The sequence below is a fragment of the Snodgrassella communis genome, assembly GCF_914768045.1.
Taxonomy (GTDB): domain Bacteria; phylum Pseudomonadota; class Gammaproteobacteria; order Burkholderiales; family Neisseriaceae; genus Snodgrassella; species Snodgrassella communis.
Genome location: NZ_CAJZCD010000002.1, coordinates 310,056 through 329,835, shown reverse-complemented (window position 1 = coordinate 329,835; position 19,780 = coordinate 310,056). Strand labels below are relative to the sequence as shown.

Annotated in this window: 19 protein-coding genes; 13 read left to right on the top strand and 6 right to left on the bottom strand. The window is 40.4% G+C overall.

Going from position 1 to position 19,780, the window contains the following annotated elements:
• Positions 1-92 precede the first annotated feature (92 nt).
• From MJ761_RS03545 to MJ761_RS03530, 4 genes are all read left to right on the top strand, one after another.
• A complete protein-coding gene (locus tag MJ761_RS03545) occupies positions 93-362 on the top strand; it encodes an HU family DNA-binding protein (RefSeq protein WP_037405990.1) in 270 nt (89 codons plus the stop codon).
• 150 nt (positions 363-512) lie between these two features.
• Positions 513-2,048: a peptidylprolyl isomerase gene (locus MJ761_RS03540; protein WP_093090328.1), complete on the top strand. Its 1,536-nt coding sequence runs from the start codon at positions 513-515 to the stop codon at positions 2,046-2,048.
• A gap of 113 nt (positions 2,049-2,161) precedes the next feature.
• The gene (locus MJ761_RS03535) at positions 2,162-3,508 is read left to right on the top strand and encodes an aldehyde dehydrogenase family protein (RefSeq protein ID WP_093090330.1); all 1,347 of its coding nucleotides are present in this window, start codon (positions 2,162-2,164) and stop codon (positions 3,506-3,508) included.
• Between the two features lie 109 nt (positions 3,509-3,617).
• Complete coding sequence (locus MJ761_RS03530; protein WP_093090332.1) at positions 3,618-4,379, top strand: toxin-antitoxin system YwqK family antitoxin; 762 nt, start codon at positions 3,618-3,620, stop codon at positions 4,377-4,379.
• Between the two features lie 17 nt (positions 4,380-4,396).
• Here MJ761_RS03530 and MJ761_RS10920 read toward each other — a convergent pair whose 3' ends face one another.
• The 6 genes from MJ761_RS10920 to MJ761_RS03505 all read right to left on the bottom strand — a co-directional run bounded on the left by MJ761_RS10920 (position 4,397) and on the right by MJ761_RS03505 (position 10,973).
• Complete coding sequence (locus tag MJ761_RS10920) at positions 4,397-4,693, bottom strand: CHY zinc finger protein (RefSeq protein WP_093090334.1); 297 nt, start codon at positions 4,691-4,693, stop codon at positions 4,397-4,399.
• A gap of 186 nt (positions 4,694-4,879) precedes the next feature.
• Positions 4,880-6,118 (bottom strand): NADP-dependent isocitrate dehydrogenase, encoded by a 1,239-nt coding sequence (gene icd, locus MJ761_RS03525; RefSeq protein WP_093090336.1) that lies wholly within the window; start codon positions 6,116-6,118, stop codon positions 4,880-4,882.
• A gap of 162 nt (positions 6,119-6,280) precedes the next feature.
• Positions 6,281-7,366 (bottom strand): DNA polymerase IV, encoded by a 1,086-nt coding sequence (dinB, locus tag MJ761_RS03520; RefSeq protein ID WP_093090338.1) that lies wholly within the window; start codon positions 7,364-7,366, stop codon positions 6,281-6,283.
• A gap of 557 nt (positions 7,367-7,923) precedes the next feature.
• On the bottom strand, positions 7,924-8,988 hold the full coding sequence (locus MJ761_RS03515; RefSeq protein ID WP_093090339.1) for a lysozyme inhibitor LprI family protein: 1,065 nt from the start codon (positions 8,986-8,988) through the stop codon (positions 7,924-7,926).
• Between the two features lie 156 nt (positions 8,989-9,144).
• Complete coding sequence (locus MJ761_RS03510) at positions 9,145-10,275, bottom strand: M14 family metallopeptidase (protein WP_093090341.1); 1,131 nt, start codon at positions 10,273-10,275, stop codon at positions 9,145-9,147.
• A gap of 137 nt (positions 10,276-10,412) precedes the next feature.
• The gene (locus MJ761_RS03505) at positions 10,413-10,973 is read right to left on the bottom strand and encodes a SanA/YdcF family protein (RefSeq protein ID WP_176715013.1); all 561 of its coding nucleotides are present in this window, start codon (positions 10,971-10,973) and stop codon (positions 10,413-10,415) included.
• Between the two features lie 222 nt (positions 10,974-11,195).
• Between MJ761_RS03505 and MJ761_RS03500 the strand changes: the two genes are divergently transcribed.
• From MJ761_RS03500 to MJ761_RS03460, 9 genes are all read left to right on the top strand, one after another.
• Positions 11,196-11,372, top strand: a complete 177-nt coding sequence (locus MJ761_RS03500; protein WP_176715014.1) for a hypothetical protein — start codon at positions 11,196-11,198, stop codon at positions 11,370-11,372.
• The gene (gene lepA, locus MJ761_RS03495) at positions 11,369-13,159 is read left to right on the top strand and encodes a translation elongation factor 4 (RefSeq protein ID WP_093090345.1); all 1,791 of its coding nucleotides are present in this window, start codon (positions 11,369-11,371) and stop codon (positions 13,157-13,159) included. The genes MJ761_RS03500 and lepA overlap by 4 nt, the downstream gene beginning before the upstream one ends.
• A gap of 3 nt (positions 13,160-13,162) precedes the next feature.
• Positions 13,163-14,149: a signal peptidase I gene (gene lepB, locus MJ761_RS03490; RefSeq protein WP_093090347.1), complete on the top strand. Its 987-nt coding sequence runs from the start codon at positions 13,163-13,165 to the stop codon at positions 14,147-14,149.
• A 129-nt stretch (positions 14,150-14,278) separates the two neighbouring features.
• A complete protein-coding gene (gene rnc / locus MJ761_RS03485) occupies positions 14,279-15,004 on the top strand; it encodes a ribonuclease III (protein WP_093090349.1) in 726 nt (241 codons plus the stop codon).
• 46 nt (positions 15,005-15,050) lie between these two features.
• Positions 15,051-15,920 carry a hypothetical protein gene (locus MJ761_RS03480; RefSeq protein ID WP_093090350.1) on the top strand — a complete coding sequence of 290 codons (870 nt, stop codon included), beginning with the start codon at positions 15,051-15,053 and terminating at the stop codon, positions 15,918-15,920.
• 122 nt (positions 15,921-16,042) lie between these two features.
• Positions 16,043-16,564: a DUF2867 domain-containing protein gene (locus MJ761_RS03475; RefSeq protein ID WP_093090352.1), complete on the top strand. Its 522-nt coding sequence runs from the start codon at positions 16,043-16,045 to the stop codon at positions 16,562-16,564.
• A gap of 306 nt (positions 16,565-16,870) precedes the next feature.
• Positions 16,871-17,794, top strand: a complete 924-nt coding sequence (gene era / locus MJ761_RS03470; RefSeq protein WP_093090354.1) for a GTPase Era — start codon at positions 16,871-16,873, stop codon at positions 17,792-17,794.
• A 178-nt stretch (positions 17,795-17,972) separates the two neighbouring features.
• The gene (mnmM, locus tag MJ761_RS03465) at positions 17,973-18,533 is read left to right on the top strand and encodes a tRNA 5-(aminomethyl)-2-thiouridylate-methyltransferase MnmM (RefSeq protein ID WP_093090356.1); all 561 of its coding nucleotides are present in this window, start codon (positions 17,973-17,975) and stop codon (positions 18,531-18,533) included.
• A 31-nt stretch (positions 18,534-18,564) separates the two neighbouring features.
• Positions 18,565-19,428, top strand: a complete 864-nt coding sequence (locus tag MJ761_RS03460; protein WP_093090358.1) for an ATP-binding protein — start codon at positions 18,565-18,567, stop codon at positions 19,426-19,428.
• The last annotated feature ends 352 nt before the right edge of the window (positions 19,429-19,780 follow it).

Below are 19,780 nucleotides of genomic sequence, written 5' to 3'. Positions count from 1 at the left end.
GTTATAAAGTAAGCGTAATGTATTGTTCAGGTTTCACCACCCATGTGGCACCTGAAAATCATATGAACATAACAACAGAAAGGGACTTTATTGTGAATAAGTCTGAATTGATTGAAGCTATTGCTCAAGAAGCCGATTTATCTAAAGCTTCTGCAGCTAAAGCTCTAGATGGTATGATTAGCGCTGTTACCAATGCACTGAAAGGTGGCGATACGGTAACTTTGGTGGGTTTCGGTACATTTTATGTAGGTGAGCGTGCTGCCCGTGCTGGACGCAATCCTAAAACAGGTGAACCATTAGAAATCAAAGCAGCCAAAACACCTAAGTTCCGTGCTGGTAAAGCACTGAAAGATGCTCTTTGATTTAAAATTGCGTAATACAGCAAGGCGGGATATCCCGCCTTTTCTGTTGTTGTCGTATTTATGCATTAGCGCTTCAAACGGCATTGGTTTAGCTTAACAAAAAACGTTACAATAGAATATTATCTGCTTTAGAAAAGTTAACTGAATCCCATGTTCCACATTGTAGAAAAATATAGAACTCCAGCCCAGATCATTCTGGGTGTGATTTGTCTTAGTTTTGTGTTTGCAGGTGGCTATTCGCTGGCTGTACCCGGTACTGATTACATCAGTAAAGTTGGTGATATTAAAATCAAAGTTAGTGATGTTAATGATTTCCAGCGGCGATTACAGAATGCTTCTGGTAACCCAGTGAGCAAACAGCTGGTTTATGACACACTGGTTGATCAGGCTTATATTCAGCAGGGTGCTCAAGATATGAGCATCAATGTATCACTCGAACAGATAAAGCAAATTATTGCTTCTGAACCTAGTTTTCAGGAAAACGGAAAATTTGTCGAAACCAAATATCGCGCATTCCTGCAACAGGCTGGCATGTCTGAAGAAGCTTTAATCGACGATATACGTAAGCAGTATGCCATGCAGACAATGCTCAATCTGATGAAAGCTGGTAATCTGGTAAGTGATGTACAAGCAAAGCAGATGGTTAATCTGCTTCAGTCTGCACGCCAATTGCAAACTGTAACCTTTCCAGCAGCAAACTTTGTCAATCAGGTGGCAATAGATGACAACAAACTTAAGGCTCATTACGAAGCCAATAAAAAACAATATTATCAGCCACAAGCAGTAAAATATGAGTTTGTACAATTGTCAGCAGCAGAATTGGGTGCTAAGGAAAATGTCAGTGCGGAGGAGTTAAAGGAAGCGTATGACAAAATTCCGGCATCAGCTTCTGCGCCAAAACCATCTCTGGAAGATGTAAAAGCACAATTAACACAGGAGATACAGGCTCGCAAGGGTACAGCACTGGTGGCTAAAATGAAAGAAAGTATCACTGATCTGGCTTTTAATAATCCTACAACACTGCAACCCATTAAAGACAAGCTTGGCTTGGAAATTCATAAAGTTGATCAGGGATGGGTAACACGTGAGATGGCTAGTGCCAGCGGTATGCCGAAAGCCTTGGAAGATGTTTTGTTTGGCAATGATGTACTGGTTAAACGCTACAATTCCGAACCAGTAGATATGGGTAACGGAACTTACTGGGTAGTGCGCGCTCTTGATGTGCGCAAAGAACATCAGGCATCCTTTGCCGAAGTCAAGGCTCAGGTGAAACAGGATTATGTGGCATTGGAAACCAAAAATCTTGCCATAGCAGCGGCCAAACAGGCTATAGATGCTATAAATAAAGGTAACAGCCCCACTTTGTCATGGTCTCCCAGTACTGATTTGACTCCACAGCAGGCAGTAGCTGTTATGTCCAAGGACGATTTCCAATCTTGGATTAAAGCTAAACCGGCAAACGGCAAATCTGCATATATCCTGCTTAGTGACCAGCAAAACCCGGTTCTGGTGAAAATTAATTCAATCAAGCCGCCACAAGATTTGGTTAATGTTCTGCCACAGGCCAAACAAGTAATCAGTCGAAATCTGGCACAAAATCTGGTTACCCTAAATCTAGAATGGATGAAGAGTCGTTATAAGCTTAAGCAGGGTGTACAGAAACTGGAAACCGGAGACGAGCAATAATTTTTATCATTGACCTTATAAATTAGTTTATAAGGTCAATATTATTTAATAGCCTGTATGAATTAGTAGCACGTGCTGTTTGATTTATTTTTTGTGGATGAAGGATTGTTGCGTTGTATACCAGTTATCATGCCGTTACAGGTGAAGTTCTGTTTAATCGTAAAAGTCTGACCAAGGCTGAATTCGGACTACAGTATCAGCAGTTGGCACTGCAACAATATGCCTTTGCCCAAGAAGATGTACAATCCCGTACCCAATGTTTACTGGCCTTTGCTCAGCGTCTGGAGCAGGCCAAAGCGGAGCTGGCCTATCAGATTTGTATTGAAGTAGGACGCTGTTTGCGCGAGTGCGAAGCCGAAATCAGCAAATCAATTGCGTTAATTCGCTACTACGCCCATCTGGCACCTGAACTACTGGCACACAAAACCATTGCTACACAGGCAAGTCTGAGTCAGGTACGCTTTGAACCATTGGGAACACTACTGGCCGTTATGCCGTGGAATTATCCGGTATGGCAGATTCTGCGTTTTGCTATTCCGGCTTTATGTGCGGGCAATGCCTGTCTAGTAAAACCAGCACCTTCTGTAGGCCAAATCAGCCAGATGCTGTTTGACTTGGTGGGTGAAGACTTACCTTTACAATTGGCCTGGCTAAATAATAATGATATTGAGTATGCTATTTCAAAAACGCAGGCATTGGCTTTTACAGGCTCAACTGAGACAGGACGGTATTTGGCAGCACTTGCCGGCCGACATCTGCGTAAATGCGTAATGGAGCTGGGAGGAAGCAATGCATTCATTGTATTGAATGATGCAGATGTGGAACAGGCAGCTTCAGAAGCGTGTTATTCGCGTTTTCGTGATGCTGGCCAATCCTGTAATGCAGCCAAACGGCTTATAATCCATAATGAAATTGCAGACGATTTTATTACTGCGTTGCAACAGCATTGCCAAAAATTGCGGATGGGCGAACCATGGTTGCCAACTACTACTTTAGCACCCTTGCACCGTCAGGATTTACGCACCGCTGTTCATACGCAAGTACAGGATGCAGTAGCTCATGGTGCACAGTGTCTGCTGGGCGGTGAAATTCCAAAAGATATGTCAGGTTGGTTTTATCCAGCTACTATTCTGGATAAAGTAAATTCAGATTGTCGTGTATATCATGAAGAAGTATTCGGGCCGGTTGCTATTATTCTACGGGCGCAAGACAATGCTCATGCATTGAATCTGGCTAATGATAATCCTTTTGGCTTGGGGGCTAGTATTTACACGCAGAATACCCATACAGCATGGCAGTTTGCGGAACAGTTAAATGTGGGTAGTGTGTTTATCAACCGTCATACCAGTAGTGATTTACGTTTACCATTTGGAGGCGTAAAAGATTCTGGATTTGGACGTGAGCTGTCAGAATTCGGGATATATGAATTTGTTAATGTTAAAACTTACTGGCAAAAATAAGCAGCTAAAACAGATAGTGACGTCCTGTTTGAAAAAAAATGTAATAAAGATAGAAATAATTTTCATTGCATAAAATAATGACTCTGCTTAGTAAATAGGGATAAAATTCATGTATGTAGCCAGACGTACTTACTGGTTCGTACTCGCAGTAATACTCATTCTGATAGCTATCGTGTGGCTGATCAAATCAGATCCTCAAAAGAGTGTGTATTCCAGTGCAGATGGTCAGACTGTTCAAAAACAGTCTGAAGTAAATCATGTGCAACATCCTCACGATAATAATAATAATCATACAGACAAGCAGGATTTTCATGTACCGACCAAACCCAGTGACAGCTATGCATTGCCTATAGATGAATTGCAACAATTTATTCCGGCAATGAAAGAAGGTAAGTTGCAGCTAAAGTATCCGGATGGCGGTAATAAAATTCAGGGTGGCTATAAAAACGGCAAGCCGGTAGGGAAATGGCATACTTGGTACCCTAATGGTCAGATGGCTATTGAAATGAATTGGAAAAAGGGGATGCCAAGTGGCCGGACTTTGAGTTGGTATGAAAACGGGCAAAAACGTGGTGAGCTGTTTTTTGTTAATGGTAAAGCAGAGGGACGCTGGCAGCGCTGGTATCCAAATGGCCAGATGAAACAGGATATGTACGTCCATCTGGGCGAGGTTCAAACCATGACAACATGGGATGATAAAGGGCATCTGCTTGCCGATGTGGCTATACACAATAATAAGGTAAGTGGTGTAGTACTGAGTTGGTACGATTCGGGCGCCAAAAAAAGTGAATCGATATTTGAAAAAAATGAACTGATACGGAAAACCCAATGGGACGAGGACGGTTTGATTGTTGATTTAGGTGATAATTAAAAATATTCACTAGTTTGCTATTTAAAATAAATATTTTTATGTAATGCACAGCGTGGATTAAAAGAGGCTAGACAAAATGGGCACTTATATTGTTGATATTGTTCATAAGTCAGAAAGTTTTTGCACTTTCCACACATAACCGGCTTGCTGTTTTCAGTGTTCATGGGAACAAAACGATGGCCACACATTTGGTCATGACATTTAAAACAAGCATAATATTGCTTACACTGATTACATTGAAGTGCGGCAATATCATTTTCATTGTGATAATGTGTACAACGGCCACATACATCGGTTTCAATTCCTAAAATCATGTTTTTACATATGAATGCTGTTAATTTAAATTTATTGTAATAGAATTGCCAGCTTTATAAAATACCGGCTTCATTACTTCGACTATTAATTATTGTAGTCAGAATTTTGTATTTGAAGGAAATGATATATAAAGCCGAATCTTTGGAACAGATTCGGCTTTATATAATTAAATAAACAAACTCAGATTACATGCGTTCAATTAAGGCTTTACCGAAAGCTGAGCAAGAAACTTCTTTTGCGCCATCCATCATACGGGCAAAATCATAAGTAACGATTTTATCAGCAATGGCTTTTTCAATAGCTGCATTCACCAACTCGGCAGCTTCTTTCCAACCTAAATGACGCAGCATCATTTCGGCAGAAAGAATGATTGAACCCGGATTGACTTTATCCTGACCGGCATATTTGGGTGCTGTGCCATGAGTGGCTTCAAAAACGGCATATTCGTCAGAAATATTAGCACCCGGCGCAATACCAATACCGCCTACTTGAGCAGCCAGCGCATCAGAAATGTAATCACCATTCAGATTCAGGGTGGCGATTACATCGTATTCTGCTGGACGTAATAAAATCTGTTGTAGGAAAGCATCGGCAATACAATCTTTAATTACAATGTTTTTACCTGTTTTCGGATTTTTGAATTCGCACCATGGACCTTCACCAATTAAAGTCGCACCAAATTCATTTTTAGCTACTTCATACGACCAGTCGCGGAAACCGCCTTCGGTGAATTTCATGATGTTACCTTTATGAACAAAGGTAACACTGTCACGGTCATTATCAATAGCATAACGTATGGCTGCACGAGTCAGGCGCTGTGAGCCTTCTTTGGACACAGGTTTGATCCCAATGCTGGAAGTTTGCGGGAAACGGATTTTGGTAACGCCCATTTCACCCTGCAGGAAATTAATTACCTTTTTAGCATCTTCTGTTTCAGACAGCCATTCAATACCTGCATATATATCTTCGGTATTTTCACGGAAAATAACCATATTCACTTTACTTGGGTCTTTCAGTGGCGAAGGCACACCGGTAAAGTATTGTACAGGGCGAACACACTGATATAAATCTAGTTGCTGGCGAATAGCAACGTTCAGTGAGCGGATTCCGCCACCAACGGGTGTAGTCATCGGCCCTTTGATGGCTACTTTGTACTCTTTGATGGCTTCCAGTGTTTCTTCCGGTAACCACACGTTTTCACCATAAATTTTAGTGGCTTTTTCGCCAGCATAGACTTCCATCCAGACTATTTTTCTCGTACCGTTATAAGCTTTGGCTACTGCAGCATCAATAACGTCTTTCATCACTGGCGTAATATCTACACCGATACCATCACCTTCAATAAAGGGAATGATAGGATCATTCGGGATGGCTTGGCCGGAAACGATTTTATGACCTTCTGTTGGCACTTTAATGTGACTCATGGTAACTCCTGTGATGTTACTTTTTCTGATGGGTGACTACACACTCCCGCTTGTAGCCAGTCAGGTTAATTATCCTTTATTTTGTTGACTTAAGCCAGAAAAATGTAGTGCGATGTAGTCTGAACTTTGCTTTAGGCAGAATAGCGCAATTACAGCTGCCATTTAGCTCTGGATTGACTTGTATGTACTTGCCGCTGTCCATAAATCTGATTGATATTCATGCTGATAGAAGTGGCTGATACCCAGACCTATGAGCCGGAAAAGAGCACTGTCGTTAGGCATGCGTTTAAGTAGATTCTGTCCGGCAGCAATCAGAGCGGCAGCATCAGGTAAAGGAGATGAATAGGTTTGGGAGCGCGTATAAATCTGAAAATGTGTATTTTTTAATTTTAATGTAACACAACTGCCTTGAAGCCGTTTTTGTTGCATGCTTTGAAACAACGTCTGTGCCAATTCAGGCAGATGATGGGCTATTTCTGTTAGATTTTCGTTATCATTCAGTGTAATTTCAGTTGAGATTTGCTGACGGTCACGTTCAGCTGTCACCTCACGGTCATCGCGTCCTCGAGCTAAATCAAATAGCCGGTACCCCCAGCGACCAAAATGATGCACTAAAACAGATAAACTTACCTGACTTAAATCACTCACTGTAGTCCAGCCTAATGAATGCATTTTCTGTTCGGTAACCTTACCAACACCGGGAATTTTTCCTAATGGCAGATTATGTAGAAAAGCTTTAACTTGTGAAGGCGCAATAACAAACTGTCCGTTTGGTTTGCGCCAGTCGGAAGCAATTTTAGCCAAAAATTTGTTGGGTGCAATTCCCGCCGAAGCTGTCAAACCCGTTTCAGCCTGTATGGCAGCGCGTATTTCGCGCGCAATATCTCGTGCATAAGGTAATGTGCCCTGATAGCTGGTTACGTCCAGATAAGCTTCATCTAGTGAAACAGGTTCAATCTGATAAGTGTAGCGGCTAAATATACTGTGTATATGTTGTGATACAGCGCGATATTTACTAAAATTTGGTGGAATATAGATTGCCTGAGGACATAAACGTTTGGCTGTGGTTACAGCCATAGCTGAATGTAAACCATACTTGCGTGCAGTATATGAAGCAGCACAGATAACCGATCTGGGCCCATCCCACGCAACCACAACCGGTTTGTTTTGTAGTTCTGGACGGTCGCGCAATTCTACTGAAGCATAAAAAGCATCCATATCAATATGAATTATTTTTCTTTCGGACATATTACCCTGTGCGATATAGTATGATTATTTTCAATTTATCCTGTTCTGTATTGGTTGAAGCCGATAAATATACATTTAATTAATATTTTTAATGATTTTCAATTCATTAAATAAAATAGAATCCAATAACTTTTGTATTGTACTATTTTCGCTGGTATATGAACCAATGTAGAGAATGTAAGCTATCTTACCGTACTGCCATTTTCAAGTTTTGCTTTATTAATGTCTGGATTTACCTGCTTCAACGTTATGGCAAATTTACTGTCTTTTCAGAGAGATATTCTCATTCGCTTTATACCATTCTGATTCTAAGTTTATTGCAATCAGGACATTTAGATTTTCTGCCGTCATTACCTTAATAATGCTTATGAAAATTTCATATCAGCACTTTGTACATTTATGTCCAGTAGGTGTAGAGAAAATGTGTAATGTGCACAATTAAGGCATAATTTAATATGTATGTACATGTTTTTTAGTTCAGTACAACTATATTAACGAGATTAAAAACAGGCATCAGCAATAAACATTATAGCTGATGCCCGCTTTGAAATTATGGATTAATGTAATGCGTAGCCACTCAGATACTTAATGCGTTCGTTAGTCATCTGAGTATCACATTCCAGTCGCAGGAATTCTGCATGAGCCGGTGTGTCTGCTTTCGCAGCTTTTTCCTGACATTGACTGTTCTTACGGGCTATCCATTTCTGCTCTTCCTGCTGTAATGTTTTGCGTACAGTATCATCAAGATTACGCCAGTGTGTATTAATAACACTGTTGGCATTGCGGTTATTATCCCGTGCTAGTTGCAATTGATTAGCCGTAATCTCAGTTGGTTTACTGTTGTTTTCTGAAATTTTATCTGCATTATTATTGCTATCAGTCTGGTTGTCGTTGCCTATAGCAGGTATATGTCCGTTAAGAATCGCACTGGCCATTTGCGCAGTTGCGCTTGGCTGATCTATTGGCGATACCTTTGCATTAGGATTGGTGATCAGGGTAATAGCGTCGGCACGATTGTAGGTATGGCCGGCAATGACCACTGTATCTTTAATACCAAATGGCAGCAAAGCATTCCCCAGAACTGTAGCGAATGTCTGAATACCTGCCTGATCAAAATTGCTGGCAGCGGTGGCTGCTGATGCTGCATTAGTATTGCTGGCCACCGGAGCATATTTAACAGCTTTGGTAAAAACACCATCACGTTGTGTAACTTCGTTTCCCTGTAGCTGCTGATTAAGTTGAGCAATAAAATCTGATTTACCAAATAACAATGGTGCATTGGCTTGGGTTTGCTGCCAGATATTGGTCGGAATAGTAATCTTTAATTTACTGCTGCAAATAGGATTACCATTAGCGTCTTTGTCTAATTTACCTTCTGACAAAGCAATACTCAGTTCGTGACTGGCACCAATAACTTTTTCGGCATCAACAAACTGTCGACTGTCATTTTGGGCAAACTGACGGGCATTGTTATCAATACCGGCTTGCAGAGTTTGTTGAATCTGGTTGTGCAACTGTTCACTGTTACAGCTTAATTGCGGTGATGAGGCTGATTCATCCCGGGAGCAGGCTGCCATAGAGAGAACGCTGATGATGCTGTACACAAGTATGCTTTTTTTCATGATTGTTTCCTAAGCATTGTTAATGAATATAGACAACATGATTACATATAACCCATCCTTATTATGCGGCGCATGTAATTTTTAATCATTTGATTTTACTAAAAAATACAAAAAAAGCCTGTAATATGTTCAAGTTTAGGATACAACATGCGGAAATTAACGCAAACTATCAAGTATGGCATATATTGGGCTTAGAATGGCTTCACCCAAGCGTAGTGAACGCTGTCCGTTCCAGCCAAAATCATCATCAGGCCATTGATGGTTATCCTTAAATGGCATCTCCAATGTATAGGCTAAGCACTTGAAGGTTTCACCGATATAAGATGTGGCAAGACTTAGATTTGCTTCGCCCGGTGCATCTTTTTCATAACCATATTTATCCTGAAAATCTGGACTGGCCACCAGAAAGGCATGTTTAAATTGTTTCTGTAATGTATACAGCCGTTCATCAAATGAGGGGATACCCTCATTACCGGAAAGAAATACATAAGGAATGGTTTCATCACCATGAATATCCAGAAATAAATCAACACCGGTTTCCTGCATTTTTTGCCGGACTACAAAAACTTCTGGACTGCGTTCCATGCTGGGATTTAACCATTCACGATTTAAATTAGCACCAACTGCATTAGTACGAAGATTACCCAATGCTGAACCATCTGGATTCATGTTAGGAACAATATAAAAAGTAGCCCGATCAAGTAGCGCACGAGCTGTCGGATCCTGATGATCAAGCAGACGGTTAAGTACGCCCTCAACAAACCATTCGGCCATGGTTTCGCCTGGATGCTGGCGAGCAATAATCCATATTTTCAGATCACTGGCGGCCTGATTGCCGATAGTTAATAGATTAATGTCACGCCCTTGTATTGTGCTACCTAAGTCTTCTATTTGACACAGTCCGCTACTTTGTGAGTCACCAAGCAAATTAAGATGCTGTTCATAAGAATAGGGTTCAAAATAAGCGTAATAGACACTGTTTGCCAATGGGGTGTGATTAATGCAAAGTATTCCGTTTTCGTAGGTGGTAGGAACGCGAAACCAGTTGATCCGGTCATAAGAACACATTGCTTCATAGTCTTCCCAACCAGCAGGATAGGCGGAGTCGGCAGCATTGATAAAGTGTAGCTGAAGATTCTGGTAGGCCGCACCCTGTACACGGAAATAAAACCATTGGCGGATGTTGGCTGCGTTGTCTTTGGGTAATTTCAGGCGAATGTTGCTAGGCGTATGAGCATCTACAATTTCTATATTACCACCATCAAACTGAGTACTAATTTTAAGCATGAAATCACTTTCATATGGGCCACTGATTTAAATTTAGATATATTGTATTCTTTTTGTAGGTGATTTTCGATATTGTGTATCTAACTTGTTGCTTGAAAGTATTGTTATTGTCAGTAAATTTGTATTTAAATAGTTGATTAGTCTTGTGCAGAGGAAAGTATTGGTTCTGGTTTTCCCAAAAATTTAGGTTGTTTATCTTTGATATATAAATCACTTACAGCTTTAACACGTGCTAAAATCTCACGGACTATTACTTTTGCATAGTTTTTGCCACCTGGAGCTGCTACTGCATAGCATTGTGCATCTAGCTGATGCTTTCTGGCGATAAGTATGGCACGATCACAATGGAAGCTTTGCGTAATTATGGTAAAACTGTTTACCTGAAAAATTTTTTCTGCACGAAGTACAGAGTCTAAAGTTCTTAGTCCGCCATAGTCCAATGTTATAGATGAAGCAGGAATGCCCGCTTGAATTAAGTCTTGGCGCATGGTTTCTGGTTCATTGTAATTTTTACGAGAATGATCTCCGCTCAGAAGCAAATGTTTAATTTTTCCTTGCTGATAAAGTTTAACGGCACCCTCAATACGGTATTGATAAAACGGATTTAGTTGACCATTGCGTAAATACTTTGCCGTACCTAATACAAGACCTACATGACGCGGTGTGAGCTGGCTGCTGTCTGTGAAGGTATAGGGCATAGCCTGTCTGCTTATTAATTGATAAAGCAGTATCAAAAAAATTAGGATGGCTATTGTGCTAAAAAGGATATATTTAGTGATCCTTTTTAATAAAGTTATAGTCATGTGATTAGAGCTTTATAATGTTTAAGATGTATATAAATATATTCTTTCAGAATAATTGATAAAGGCTAAATCTGTCAATAATATGACATATTTTGTTAACACTACTGATTTATAGTAGTGATGAGAATTGAATATGGCAATATTAGTGAATTTAAAAAAATTGTCGATTATAAATTTTTCGGCGAACTTGGGCTCATTCCGTTAAAATGGGCAGTTATTTTTGGTTTTCTGGTGTCTGATATTGAAGATGCCGGGACGCTATTGACTGAATTAATTAATTATTGGCTTGCATGAATAATATACGTAATTTCTCTATTATCGCCCATATTGATCATGGGAAGTCTACACTGGCTGATCGTTTCATTCAGTATTGCGGCGGTCTTGAAAATCGGGAGATGAGTGCTCAGGTACTTGACTCCATGGATATCGAAAAAGAACGTGGCATTACTATCAAAGCACAAACAGCAGCCTTGCAATATAAGGCACGTGATGGTCAGGTTTATCAGCTTAATCTGATTGATACTCCGGGACATGTGGATTTTTCTTATGAAGTATCGCGTTCGCTGTCTGCCTGTGAAGGTGCATTGCTTGTGGTTGATGCCTCACAGGGTGTAGAAGCACAAACTGTTGCCAATTGCTACACCGCAATTGATCTAGGTGTAGAAGTACTGCCGGTATTGAACAAAATTGACTTGCCGGCAGCAGAGCCAGAACGGGTAATCGAAGAGATAGAAGACATTATTGGCATTGAAGCTATGGACGCTGTGCGCTGTTCGGCTAAAAGTGGTATCGGTATAGAAGATGTGCTGGAAGAAATTGTCAAAAAGGTCCCTGCACCTACTGGCACGGCTGATGCACCATTAAAAGCATTAATTATTGACTCATGGTTTGATAATTATGTTGGCGTAGTGATGTTGATACGTATGGTAGATGGAACCGTGCGCCTGAAGGATAAAGTTCGCTTCATGGCCACAGGCGCCGAGACACAGGTCGAACAGCTGGGTGTATTTACGCCAAAATCTGTTCAGAAACCAGAGCTTAAAGCTGGTGATGTAGGCTTTCTGATTACTGGTGTTAAAGAGTTGGGATCAGCAAAGGTGGGGGATACAATCACCTTGGCTCGCGAGCCGGCCAGTGAACCTTTACCCGGATTCAAAGAGGTTCAGCCACAAGTGTTTGCCGGTCTCTATCCGGTAGAAAGTCACGATTATGATGCGTTACGCGAAGCATTGGAGAAATTACAGCTCAACGATGCAGCGCTGAAATTTGAGCCGGAGGTTTCTCAGGCGCTGGGCTTTGGTTTTCGCTGTGGCTTTCTCGGCCTATTGCATCTTGAAATTGTGCAGGAAAGGCTGGAACGAGAATTTGACATGGATTTAATTACCACTGCACCAACAGTGGTATATGAAGTGTTGCTGAAAAGTGGCGAACGTATTGAAATTGAGAATCCATCCAAATTGCCGGACATCGGTACTCTTGATGCGATTTATGAACCCATTATCACTGCAACTATATTGCTGCCACAGGAATATGTTGGTGCAGTAATGACGTTATGTAACCAGAAACGTGGGGTACAAAAGAATATGCAGTATATGGGGCGGCAGGTAATGCTTACCTATGATATGCCTATGAATGAAGTGGTAATGGATTTCTTTGATCGATTAAAATCAACTTCACGTGGTTACGCTTCATTAGATTATGAATTTCTTGAATTTAGAGCCGCAGACTTGGTGAAACTGGATATTTTGGTCAATAGTGAAAAGGTTGATGCGCTCAGTCTGATTGTGCATCGCAGTAATTCAGTTCATCGTGGCCGGGAACTGGTAGCCAAAATGCGTGAACTGATTCCGCGCCAGATGTTTGATATTGCAGTACAGGCGGCAATAGGCGGTAAGATTATTGCCCGCGAAAATGTTAAGGCGCTGCGCAAGAATGTGCTGGCTAAATGTTATGGCGGTGACATCACCCGTAAGAAAAAATTATTGGAAAAACAAAAAGCCGGTAAAAAACGCATGAAACAAGTAGGCAACGTGGAAATTCCGCAAACTGCCTTTCTGGCGATTTTGCAGGTTGGAGATTAATATATGTCGAATACGATGATTATAGGCGCAGCGGTACTACTGGTACTGGGTATTCTGCTATTTTTCAAGAGTGCAAAAGTGCGCGGGGAAAATGGCGAGTGGAGTGGTGCATTGCAATGGGGCTATCTGCTGATGCTGGTTGGTGCTTTTGGCCTGTTGTCAACACTGATGAGCTTTACCGCGGTATTACTGCTATTCGTGCTGCTTACCGGTATAGCTTGGTTTGTACACCGGAAACAGAAGAAAAAGCATTCTGGTCAGATGGATGATAATCACTTCACTGATTACATGAGTGGTTTTTTTCCCATCATTCTGGTGGTATTTATACTACGTACATTTGTGGCCGAACCTTTTCAGATTCCGTCTAGCTCAATGCGCCCGGGCTTGATTCCCGGTGATTTTATTCTGGTGAATAAATTTGTCTATGGCATTCGTCTGCCCATTCTGAATAATGTGCTTATTCCCGTAAGCAAGGTTGAGCGTGGTGATGTGATGGTGTTTAATTATCCTGAAAAAACAAAAATCAATTATATTAAACGCGTGATTGGTTTACCGGGAGATGTTGTTACTTATAAGGATAAAACACTTTCAATCAATGGTAAGACAGTTAACGATACTGACGAGCAAAAACTTTACAGCTATCCCGAGCAGGTACCTAATTTTGGCACTATAACCATTCAGGCTCAGCAACAGACTGAACAGCTTGATAATAAATCGGTTCAGGTGTTGAAGATGCCACAACAGCCTTCAGTTATTTCTGAGGGCGTACGGTCTTTTCCCGATCGTGAGTTATGTACTTATTATCCTGATGGCAATGGATTCAGTTGTACAGTTCCGGCTGGAAAATACTTTATGATGGGTGATAATCGTGATAACAGTGAAGATAGTCGCTACTGGGGCTTTGTAGATGACAAACTGGTTGTAGGCAAAGCGTTTCTGATATGGCTGAATATGGGCGATATGAAACGAATCGGTACCAAAATTCACTAATGCTGATTTCAAGCGCAAGATTCTGTCTTGCGCTTTGTCTATGCAGCAATAATGTATTGATTCTGATATGTCAGACTGATTGCAAAATCTTTCCTGAAAAACAATTAATTTATTATTAAAGAAGGTTAAATGAAAAAAACTGATGTACGGCATGAAAATGCTTTGGGCTATGTTCAGAAGATGCTTGGCTATCACTTTAAGCAATCAAAACTATTGCAACAGGCATTAACCCATCGCAGTTACAGCGCGTTACACAATGAGCGGTTTGAATTTATTGGCGATTCAATTTTAAATTATTCTGTAGCCAAGATGTTGTTTGAGGCATTTCCACGCCTGACAGAGGGCGAATTGTCTAGAATGCGTGCAAATCTGGTGAATCAGGATACATTGTCACAAATCGCTGCTGAATTAAAAGTGGGTGATGCTTTGTTGCTGGGTACCGGAGAATTGAAAAGCGGCGGCTTTAGACGTCCATCCACGCTGGCAGATGCAATGGAAGCATTGTTTGCTGCGGTGAGTTTTGATGCTGATTTCAATACGGCCGAAGCTGTGGTGCGCCGCTTGTATGCAGAACGAATCCGGCATATCAATCCGCTAAATAGTGGTAAAGATGCAAAAACGCTTTTACAGGAAGCTTTACAGGCAAGGCATATGCCATTGCCTAAGTATAGAATCGTAGATCAGATTGGTGATGTGCATAATCAGCAGTTTGTAGTGCAATGTGATTTGGGGGAAACGGGTTTTCAAACTGAAGCGGCCGGACATAGTCGCCGTGAAGCAGAACAGCAAACAGCGAAGACTGCTCTGGTTTGGCTAGAAAAGAATTTCCCGTCGGCAAAGAATCGGAAAAAATAATTTTTTAACAATTATCGATATAAAAATGAGAATTATATGTATCTTTATGTTGTTACTGAGTAATATTATCTGGGCTAAAATAGTGCACTCTTTTGATGCTGTTTATCCGAATATTAAACATTCTGCTGGTCGGGAATTTTTTGCAGAGGAAATGGGAGGCGTAAAGCCAGTTGATTATTTTGGCCGTCATTATTTTTCAAAACCAAATGAATTTATAAAAATTCTAGCTTTGGTTGATGCAAAACAGGCAAGTGAGGAAAATTGGCATTTTGCTGGTATAAAGGCATGGCCAAGTCAGCCTGATACCTATATTTTTATAGCTTGTTCTAGCATTCAAAAAGATGATAACGATTATTGTCATTATCTAGAAAAAGGTAAAACAATCATCGCTGTGCTGCATTTAGATCGGGTAAAGGGCTTTTCACTGCTGACTAAACCGTGGATTGAAAATAGTGATAATCTGCAAAGCAGTGCCTTTTTACTAGATAATGATTTAGGTGAAGAGGTTATTGGAAATCCACGACGTTATGATTTTGCTCCTTATCGATTAAGCTCTAATGTATTAGCTTTTGGTATACGTCATAACGCATTTACAAGCTATGCTGGTGGTGGAGCAAATGATGAATCGGTAACATTATTTGCCGTAATTAATGGTGAATTACTACCTATTTTCAATGCACCAACCTATCATTTGGCTAATTATGCAGGAGACTGGCATGAAGATGGTACACGTGACCATGAACTGCATGAAAATAAATATATTATTAAAATTCTGCCAACGTCTCATTCAGGAATGAAAGATATTCTTTGGTCGGAAAAAGGGAATGCAAAAAAGGTATCTATGATATATCATTGGGATAAGCTAAAGAAAAGGTATATTCCTGTCAAAAATCAATTATTCAATAATGAAAACTGAGCTGTCGATTAGCAAGTGTCAAGTATTCCTGTATGGGCAAATATCATCCAATTAATCGGAAAATCAGTATTCCCTGTATAAGCACTCAGATTACTTAAATATTTATATTGATAAGGAAAAAAATGATTAACAGGCAAAAGACAATTTCCAAAACGCTGACTGAGCTACCTGATAATGTTACTCTGGTTGCAGAAAAATTGGATTATCTGGATTGCCAGAAGAAAGAAATTTGCAAAAATATTACAGCATATGAAGCTTATAAAATGATGACATCTAATCAGCCCGAATGGCTAAGGATGTTATTTAATCTTAGAGATATTCTAGTCAAACCGGCAGGCGTGCGGGCTATACAAGGGTTTACTAATCTGGATGAGGACAAGTATAAATCCGGCCAGATAAATACAGCTCATTTTTTTACCATAACTGAAGACACTGCGGATAAGCTTACTTTGATTGTGAAAGATTCGCATTTGGACGTTTGCGTATGCGTGCGGATTACTGAGAATACTTCTAATTCCGATAAAAACATGCTTTATCTGGTTGCATCAGTAAGAAATCATAATTTCTGGGGGCGTTTGTATATGTTGCCCGTTTCAATACTTCATCCGTTTATTGTTCATAAACTGTTTGAAAATATTCATTAATCAATTGTGGTAATTTTATTTTGTCAGTTTGATGTATTCTGAGCGTTATTTGTAATATATCGGTAATTGCTAATATGCTGAAGTTTCAATAATATGGTAATCAAACCGGGTAAAAAATTGCATCACCAGCGCAATGTATTCATGAACCCGATAGTTTATATTTTTGCTTTGCAACTTAGTAGCCTATAATCTGATTTTGCAACGTTGCATTGGTAAATTTATTGTCTTTTAAAATTCCATATTTTGGAAAATGCCAGTTTATTATTCGCTACGCTGTGGTTATTTTATATCTTTTGGAAAGAGTGTATGTCTGAAGTGCCTAGTCATAATTATCCATCTCCGTCAGACAATTTTAGCTGTGGCTTTGTTGCCATTGTCGGCCGCCCGAATGTGGGTAAATCGACATTAATGAATCACCTTATTGGCCAGAAAATCAGTATTACCAGTAAAAAGGCTCAGACTACCCGCCATAGAGTTAATGGTATTTATACTGATAATGAAGCACAATTGATCTTTGTTGATACGCCAGGATTTCAGACATATCACCGTAATGCGCTGAATGACCGTTTGAATCAGAATGTTACTGAAGCAGTAGCTGGTGTGGATGTGATTGTTTTTGTGGTTGAGGCTTTACGGTTTTCTGATGCAGATCGCGAAGTTTTGCAACAATTACCACAGCGCGTTCCCGTGGTGCTGGTGATTAATAAAGTGGATAAGGATAAGGCAAAAGACCAGACTATCATGCAGGCTTTCATTGATGAAGTACAGCAAGCCTTTACTTTTGCTAAAGTAGCATTGGTTAGTGCCAAGCATGGTTTGGGTGTGGCTCAACTGATACACATACTTAAACCCATGTTGCCACAGGGAATCCCGCTTTATCCTGAAGATATGGTAACAGATAAATCGGCACGATTTCTGGCCATGGAGATTGTGCGTGAAAAGCTGTTTCGCTATCTGGGTGAAGAGCTGCCTTATGCTATGAACGTTGAAGTGGAGCAGTTTGCCGAAGAGGATGGGCTATACCAGATTTATATTGCTGTTCTGGTGGATAAAGATAGCCAGAAAGGTATTCTGATTGGCAAAGGTGGGGAAAAATTAAAAAAGATTTCCACTGAAGCACGTTTAGATATGGAAAAGCTGTTTGAAACCAAAGTATTTTTAAAGGTTTGGGCAAAAGTGAAATCTGGCTGGGCTGACGATATTCGCTTTTTACGTGAATTGGGTATGTAGGATTCAACTGAATATAAGTACTTGTCTGCTCAGATGCTGTGGTACGGACAAGAATACTATTCACTTTGTGGGCGCAGGTATTTTGTTTACATGAAAATATGCTGATGCCTTTGATAGGCATTGGTTGGTAAATGTAATCAGATATTGCTATGTATCAACTACAAATAATAATAGGTTTATGCTTTTAAATATTCTGGACTTTGTGCATACCAGTATTCAGCAAGTAGTGCAGGTTGGTGATACGGTGGTAGATGCTACAGCGGGTAACGGGCACGATACTCTTTTTCTGGCTACCTGTGTTGGTGAACAAGGTAAGGTAATGGCCTTTGATATCCAGAAAGCTGCATTGCAGGCAACCCATAAAAGACTGAAAAATGCTGGTTTGAGTGAACGGATTGAGCTGATTGAGGCCGGACATGAGTATCTGGATAATTATATTGAAGGTGAGGTCAGTGCTATCATGTTTAATCTGGGATATTTACCGGGAGCAGATAAAAACTGTACAACTACAGCCAGTACAACATTAAAAGCCATGCAGGCGGGCTTGGCTCATTTGGCGATCAATGGGGTATTGGCTGCGGTTTTATATCCGGGGCATGAACAGGGTAGAATTGAGGCTCAAGCAGTACAAGAATGGGCTGCTGGCTTACCACAACAGCAGATAGCAGTATTAAAATATGCTTTTATTAATCGGGTACATAATGCACCATATGCTTTGTTGTTACAGAAGCAGGCATAAGACCACGAATTAAAGTAACAGGAAACTAGAGATGAAACGCAAGGAATTGATACAGCTGGCTACAACTGTATTACAGCGACTCGATGCTATCTTACCTCCATTAGCTCAGGAACCAGACTGGACGGCGGTTGCTTATCGCTGGCATAAGCTGGGTAATAAAGGTATTCTGGAAAGCCTGCCTCATCCACATACTTTTGCCCTGAACTGTCTGGCAGCAGTAGATGAGCAACGACGTCAACTGGTACGTAATACTGAACAATTTCTGGTAGGCCGGCCAGCAAATAATGTATTAATGACTGGTGCACGTGGTACGGGTAAGTCATCACTGGTTAAAGCATTATTGCATCAGTATGCTGCTCAGGGCTTGCGTCTGGTGGAAGTGGATAAAGGTGATTTGCTCACTTTACCGGCACTGTTGACTATGCTGGCGCAACGAGCAGAAAAATTTATTTTGTTCTGTGATGATTTGTCGTTTGAAGACGGTGACGATGCTTACAAGGCTCTGAAAACCACACTTGATGGTGGCTTGTCGCAACGTTGTGACAATGTGCTGGTTTATGCTACTTCTAATCGTCGGCATCTGATGCCTGAATATATGGCTGACAATACTGCCCAGACAGGTAGTGGTGGCGAAGTCCACCCACAAGAGGCAGTAGAAGAAAAGGTATCATTGTCTGATCGCTTTGGTTTGTGGCTGAGCTTTTACCCATTTGATCAGGATGCTTATTTGCAGGCAGTAGAAAATTGGCTGGCACAAGCTGGTTTACATCTGGATGACACTACTAAACGTGCAGCACTTAACTGGAGCCAGAGTCGAGGCAGCCGCTCGGGCAGGGTGGCGTGGCAATTTGTCTGTGACTGGGTTGGACGGGAACCACAAGAAAGAAAAGTTTGATTTTTTTGAGAGAAGATTTTTTTATTGACTTTTCAACTTAAAAACTATCTTAATTAATTATGAAGTAGTTTGAATAAATTCTTTGGTAATAATTGATTTTTCTTATATATTATTAATGAATTTTTTTGAACAGAATTTAAATAATTATTTATTGTTTTCCTTTGGGCTGTATATAAAGTGCTGTCTTTTTTACTCCTTGAAAATAAACATTATCACAATCTGATTCTATTTCATTGATGGTGTTGAATCGTGTTGTGTTGTTTTTTGATTTCAATGCTGTAAATGAGTTTACTGATCGGTTTTAATTTATTAATTAGGTGATTATTTCCACTCTGTATTTTAGATAAGTATA

Bases quoted from the DNA above. Each gene is read 5' to 3' on its own strand.
- MJ761_RS03540 (WP_093090328.1), top strand. From the start codon at position 513: ATGTTCCACATTGTAGAAAAATATAGAACTCCAGCCCAGATCATTCTG.
- MJ761_RS03530 (WP_093090332.1), top strand. From the start codon at position 3,618: ATGTATGTAGCCAGACGTACTTACTGGTTCGTACTCGCAGTAATACTC.
- MJ761_RS10920 (WP_093090334.1), bottom strand. From the start codon at position 4,693: ATGATTTTAGGAATTGAAACCGATGTATGTGGCCGTTGTACACATTAT.
- icd (WP_093090336.1), bottom strand. From the start codon at position 6,118: ATGAGTCACATTAAAGTGCCAACAGAAGGTCATAAAATCGTTTCCGGC.
- dinB (WP_093090338.1), bottom strand. From the start codon at position 7,366: ATGTCCGAAAGAAAAATAATTCATATTGATATGGATGCTTTTTATGCT.
- MJ761_RS03515 (WP_093090339.1), bottom strand. From the start codon at position 8,988: ATGAAAAAAAGCATACTTGTGTACAGCATCATCAGCGTTCTCTCTATG.
- MJ761_RS03510 (WP_093090341.1), bottom strand. From the start codon at position 10,275: ATGCTTAAAATTAGTACTCAGTTTGATGGTGGTAATATAGAAATTGTA.
- MJ761_RS03505 (WP_176715013.1), bottom strand. From the start codon at position 10,973: ATGCCCTATACCTTCACAGACAGCAGCCAGCTCACACCGCGTCATGTA.
- lepA (WP_093090345.1), top strand. From the start codon at position 11,369: ATGAATAATATACGTAATTTCTCTATTATCGCCCATATTGATCATGGG.
- lepB (WP_093090347.1), top strand. From the start codon at position 13,163: ATGTCGAATACGATGATTATAGGCGCAGCGGTACTACTGGTACTGGGT.
- rnc (WP_093090349.1), top strand. From the start codon at position 14,279: ATGAAAAAAACTGATGTACGGCATGAAAATGCTTTGGGCTATGTTCAG.
- MJ761_RS03480 (WP_093090350.1), top strand. From the start codon at position 15,051: ATGTTGTTACTGAGTAATATTATCTGGGCTAAAATAGTGCACTCTTTT.
- MJ761_RS03475 (WP_093090352.1), top strand. From the start codon at position 16,043: ATGATTAACAGGCAAAAGACAATTTCCAAAACGCTGACTGAGCTACCT.
- era (WP_093090354.1), top strand. From the start codon at position 16,871: ATGTCTGAAGTGCCTAGTCATAATTATCCATCTCCGTCAGACAATTTT.
- mnmM (WP_093090356.1), top strand. From the start codon at position 17,973: ATGCTTTTAAATATTCTGGACTTTGTGCATACCAGTATTCAGCAAGTA.
- MJ761_RS03460 (WP_093090358.1), top strand. From the start codon at position 18,565: ATGAAACGCAAGGAATTGATACAGCTGGCTACAACTGTATTACAGCGA.